This is a genomic window from Micromonospora sp. DT4 (genome assembly GCF_049841675.1).
In the GTDB taxonomy this organism is placed as follows: domain Bacteria; phylum Actinomycetota; class Actinomycetes; order Mycobacteriales; family Micromonosporaceae; genus Micromonospora.
Genome location: NZ_JBNCKT010000201.1, coordinates 1 through 5044, shown reverse-complemented (window position 1 = coordinate 5044; position 5044 = coordinate 1). Strand labels below are relative to the sequence as shown.

Below are 5044 nucleotides of genomic sequence, written 5' to 3'. Positions count from 1 at the left end.
ACCACCCACGCAGACGTCATCAACCCCGACCTGCTCGCCTTCATCCGCGCCTGATCCACCAACGCCGGCGACGCGGAACCCCTCCGCGTCGCCGGCACCTCCCTCAGCAGCCGACGAAGGTCGGGCTGTCTGACGTGCCGCCCAGCGCCACACGAAGCCCGCCCTTGACCGGCGACCACGAGTGTGACCCGATGGACTTGGCGCCTGTCGAGGTCGTAGGACGTCACCGCCACAGCCGCCGCCGTGTTGTGCGGTGTGCTCGGATTGACACTCACGCAGTCACACACGGTGCTGTACATGCCTCTACGCGCTCACGCTCAAGCCGCCCGAGACCACCAGCCCAGCCGTGTACGAACCGGTGGCACACCGTGAAGTAGCGGGCGGCACGATAGGGGCCGCAACCGCCGGCAGCCAAAGTGGCGCCTGTTTTCGGCCGGGCCGGGTCTCGAACCATCTCCGTCCTACCAGCAGGCACCTACTCGCCCATCTTGAAAGGGCTGACGCCATGACCGGCAAACTGCATCACCACACCACACTGCACGGCCATCCGATCGGCACCGCCACCGGCCGGGCGACGGCGGCCGAGTTCATCGGCACCTTCGTGCTGGTCCTCACGATCATCGCCACCGCCACCCAGGCGGCCCTGAACACCCCGATCGCCGGCGCTGCCTACAGCTCCGAGACGGTGGCCTTCGCCGGCGCGGCGGCCATCGTCATCATGGCGGTGACCCTCGGCGGCGTCAGCGGAGCCCACCTCAACCCGGCAGTCACCGTGGCGCTGGCCTTGACACGCCGCTTCCCATGGTCTCAGGTGCCGTCCTATGTCGTCGCTCAGCTCGCCGGTGCACTGTTGGCCGCAGTGACGGCCTGGGCCGTCGAAGGCGAACAAGCTCGCTCGGCGGCCGGGCTGGGCGCGACCACCCCAGCCCCTGGTGTCAGCGGCATCCGGGTCTTGCTCGTCGAAGCACTGGTCACCTTCCTGCTGGTCCTCGTCGTGGTCGCGGTAGCCGCCGACAGCCGCCTGTCCCGCCTCGCCGGCGGGGTCGCCATCGGCACCGCACTCGCCGCAGCCATCCTGATCAGCGGGCCGATCACCGGCGCCGGAGTCAATCCCGCGCGGGCCCTCGGCCCAATGATCGTCGCCGGCAACCTCACCGACTGGTGGGCCTACCTGATCGGCCCCCTTGTTGGCGGCGCCGCCGCTGCGGGGCTCTACCGCGGACTGGCGTCCGCAGCGCCGACCACAAAAGAGAGCACGACCATCACCTCGGCTCAGTGACATTCGACCTGCTTCGTACGGGATGGGCTGCTCGGCATTGAACACAGCCAGGGCCTCCGGTGCGCGGCGCCCACGCCGTACTGGGCCGGCGCGACTCGTCATCGAGTCCACGCTGATCGTCCACTCGATCACATTCCGGATGCCGCCCTGATTCGGTCAGGATCTTCGCCACCACGACCTGTCCGCGTCGATTGATCGAATGGGCCGGTCAGACGTCACGTCAGGAGTTCTGCTTCTGCAACGGCGCACAGAGTGGTCGACGTTGGACTTCTCATTCGCGACCTCACTCCCCCGGCCCGCTACTTCCTCCGCCCGCCGGACAGTGGGAACAGGCAGAGGCGACCATCTACAGCGTGATGTACGCGTACCGGGCTCGCCAGTGACGAGCCCGGTACGCGCCGCGTCCGGCAGCCTATAGCCCGCCTGACCAAAGCACGCGCGGATGACCTGATGGCAGTCGTCCACCCCGGGCGAGGTCGGGCACGCGCGTCGTACGGAGCCGTAACTGGAGCGTGGCCAGATCCCCGGTCACCACGACGCGGCGCGCGAGAAGCGCGGTGGGCTACTTCGATGGCGTACGTGCCCACGATTTTCGGGGAGAGGCGCCCCGGAGAGCGTCCCGGCCGGGAGGGTCGCGGCGAGTCGCGAGCACGCTGCCTGGCTCGGCAAGGTGCTCGGAACATTGCGCCGGACGTCGTCACGTTCACCGTCGGCGTCCCCACTCGCGCGTCGCATGCCGTCCGGCTGTACATCGCCGGCCGCGCTCACCGGTAACTCTGCGGCCGAGCAGACGGGGCCGCGTCCGGCGCGTTGCCCCGGCAGCATTCCAAGACAGCCGGGAGGATCGAGAACCCTCGGGTCGGCATGTTCATGGCCTGCCGCGCGGACAAGGGCCACGCGTTGATCGATCGGCAGCTGTATTCGCCGCAGGCCCGAATGGACGACCAGGCTGACAAGATCTGAATTCGCTTGTGAGTTATCTACCGGGTTGAGGGCAGACGAAGCTTCCTTCAATTTCCACCAGTAAAGATTCTGCCGCAAGCCCTGCCACGAGAATGAGCGTGTTGCCGGGGAAGTCGCCTTCGGGAAACCACTCGGCGTAGATTTCATTACGGACTGCATTGAACTCGTCGAGATTGTCACGGCCGACTATAAACGTCGTCAGCTTGATCAGATCGGCGGGTTTGGCGCCCTGCGATGCCAGCAGATTCTCGATGGCGGCGAAGACGAGACGGGTCTGATTGGCAGCGCCGGCAGGAATGATCCCGGCCGATGTCGGTGTGGCAATCTGCCCAGCGAATGTTGCCACGCGGGTGTTTGCCGCCGTGATGGTGAGCTGGCTGTACTTCCCGCTCGGCGCGGGGGCAGATGCAGGATTCAAGCGCTGTAGAGCATCCATGAGGTCGGTCCGATCCGTGCGGGTACTATTGCGTGATGTGACCGTGTTACGTGACGCTCTCATGAAATCATGGCCGAAAGGCGCTTGGTCGCCCGGCATCGCAGCCGAGGCCGCCGCCCGTCTCGTCGCCAAGTCCCCACCTGTCGGAATCTCGCTGACCGCAACGGTGCCGGTGAACTCGTCGACCGTCGCCTCCAGCACCGGGGATGGGAGTTCTTTCGCCGGCAGCGGACCGCTGGGCCCGGCTGTGAGGCACGGCACCTCGGGATGACCGAAGATGGTCGGCCCCGACCACATCCCTACAGCATGAACTTTGACAGTGAAACGGCCGAGGCCGAGTGGATGTACCTGTACGGAAAGGTCGCACCGGCCGCACTCGGGGCCACGGTTGCCCGTCTGCGCAGCGGCGTCGTCTTCCACATGCGGTTCGACCCGATCGACTACTGGAGCCAGGCACTCGGCTTCACCGAGCCGGTCACCGCCGATCTGCTCGACGAGGTCGTGGCGCACTATGAGGAGCTGGGCGCTGAGACGGCCACCCTGCACTTCGCTCCGGACCTGCTGCCGCCCGACTTTGAGGAGCTGGCCGCCGCTCGGGGCATCGTCAAGACGGGTGCCAAGGTGAAGCTTGGCGGCGAGGCTGCCGCCGTGAAGAGCGCGCCGACCGATTTCCGGATCGCGCCTGTCACCGCCGGCGACGCCGCGGAGTTCGGCGAGGTGATCCTGACCGGATTCGGCGCTCCGGGCACACACCTGGCCGAGATGATCGCGGCGAGCGTCGGTGAGCCGAATTCGTACCCGTTCGCGGCCTGGGACGGTGACACCATGGTCGCTGGCGCGGTGCTGCTGGTCCACGGCGACGTTGGGGCCCTGCACTCGGGCGGCACTTTGCCGGCGTACCGCAATCGCGGAGCCCAGTCCGCGCTGATCTCGGCGCGCGCCGAGGCAGCGCGCAAGGCCGGATGCCAGTGGGTCATCACGGAAACGGCATGCCCCAATCCGGACCGGGTGAACAGCTCATACAACAACATGCGACGCGCCGGGCTGGAGGAGTGCTATCGGCGCGCGGTGTGGCGGTGGACCCGGAAAAACTAGTACGGGAGGCGCCGGGGCGACGCCTCTTAGCTTTGCCAGCGAGGTCCTTCCCGCGCACTAATACTCCAACGTCACTTGACTTCGGCGTTTGAGTATTAGTGCGCGGGTATGAAGACGGCCACCGCGTTGATCATCGATGGTTTGTGAGGACAACCGAAGATTGTGCGGTGGCTGCGTGCCACAGCGTGGACCCCAGCCGGGTGGCGGGTCATCCTGGACGAGGCGGTGACGCGTGTCGCTGACCGGTTCGTGCGGGCCGAGCCACGCCGGACCGCCGGGCAGTTCGTGGAAGGGCTGCTGTCGGGCGTGGAACGAAAGACCTACTGGTCTCTTACGGAACGGGCGGTGCACGACGATCCGCAGGCGATGCAGCGGCTGCTGCACACGGCGGTGTGGGACGCCGATGGCGTCCGCGACGACATGCGTTCCTGACTGATGAACAGCTCGGGCACCCCGATGCGGTGCTGGCGACCAATGAGACCGGCTTCGATCGTCCGAGACCGGCCGGACCACGAGTGCGCCACAGCCGGGTTGGCTCTAGATAGGCACCGGATGGGACGTCCGCGCTGGCGGCGAGCAACGACGGTCGTGCGCCCTGTTGCGGCGGCTGCCCGATGATGGCGGTCAGCACTCGCAGCGCGGCCATACTGGCTCGGTGTTTGGGGTCCACCGCACACTCACGTGCTGGGCCCCACCGCGCCGTCGAACTCAACCGTTCGACTTAACCTCTGCCGCCCAGTGCCGCGGACCGGGGCTCCGCCCTGCGGAAAGCAGCGGACAAATGATCAAGGGCGGGTTCCCCGTCATCCGGAAACCCGCCCTTGACCTGCTGTTTCTTGGTGGAGCTGAGGGGATTTGAACCCCTGACCCCCTCGATGCGAACGAGGTGCGCTACCAGTCTGCGCCACAGCCCCCCACCGGCGAACCGGCTTCGGTCCCACCCGGCTAACACCGGGCGGGCCGGCAGCAAGGCTAACAGGTCGCCAGCCTCCACCGCGAATCCACCCCCGGTGCGCCGCCGTCGCCTGCACTGAGATCGACTCGACGTCCGGCAAACCGGGGCATCTCAGCCGCCCTCCCTTGAGGGAGCCGAGCCAATCAAGTGCTGCGGGCCCGTGCACGCCTTGATCGACACAACATCGCGGCATCGCGAATGTGGGGCATCAGCTCGCAGTAATACCCCCGCATCGGCGACCTAGTACGGCAGCCGTACTTCGTGATCATGGCTGAGGCGGGCGGGAACAGGACGGCCGCCGCGTGATCTTGAGTCT

General features: G+C 66.9%; 4 protein-coding genes and 1 tRNA gene. 3 read left to right on the top strand and 2 right to left on the bottom strand.

Annotated features, from left to right (window positions below):
- Nucleotides 1-346 precede the first annotated feature (346 nt).
- Nucleotides 347-1279, top strand: coding sequence for an MIP/aquaporin family protein (locus tag ACLQ24_RS28500; protein WP_425894827.1), 933 nt, complete (start codon nt 347-349; stop codon nt 1277-1279).
- 976 nt (nt 1280-2255) lie between these two features.
- Here ACLQ24_RS28500 and ACLQ24_RS28495 read toward each other — a convergent pair.
- Nucleotides 2256-2879, bottom strand: coding sequence for a RidA family protein (locus ACLQ24_RS28495; protein WP_425894826.1), 624 nt, complete (start codon nt 2877-2879; stop codon nt 2256-2258).
- A gap of 105 nt (nt 2880-2984) precedes the next feature.
- Here ACLQ24_RS28495 and ACLQ24_RS28490 point away from each other — a divergent pair, with 105 nt between their 5' ends.
- On the top strand, nt 2985-3773 hold the full coding sequence (locus tag ACLQ24_RS28490; protein WP_425894825.1) for a GNAT family N-acetyltransferase: 789 nt from the start codon (nt 2985-2987) through the stop codon (nt 3771-3773).
- Nucleotides 3774-3998: 225 nt separating this feature from the next.
- A complete protein-coding gene (locus ACLQ24_RS28485) occupies nt 3999-4205 on the top strand; it encodes a transposase (RefSeq protein ID WP_425894824.1) in 207 nt (68 codons plus the stop codon).
- Between the two features lie 405 nt (nt 4206-4610).
- Here the strand turns inward: ACLQ24_RS28485 and ACLQ24_RS28480 are convergent.
- Nucleotides 4611-4687, bottom strand: a tRNA-Ala gene (locus ACLQ24_RS28480).
- Between the last annotated feature and the right edge of the window lie 357 nt (nt 4688-5044).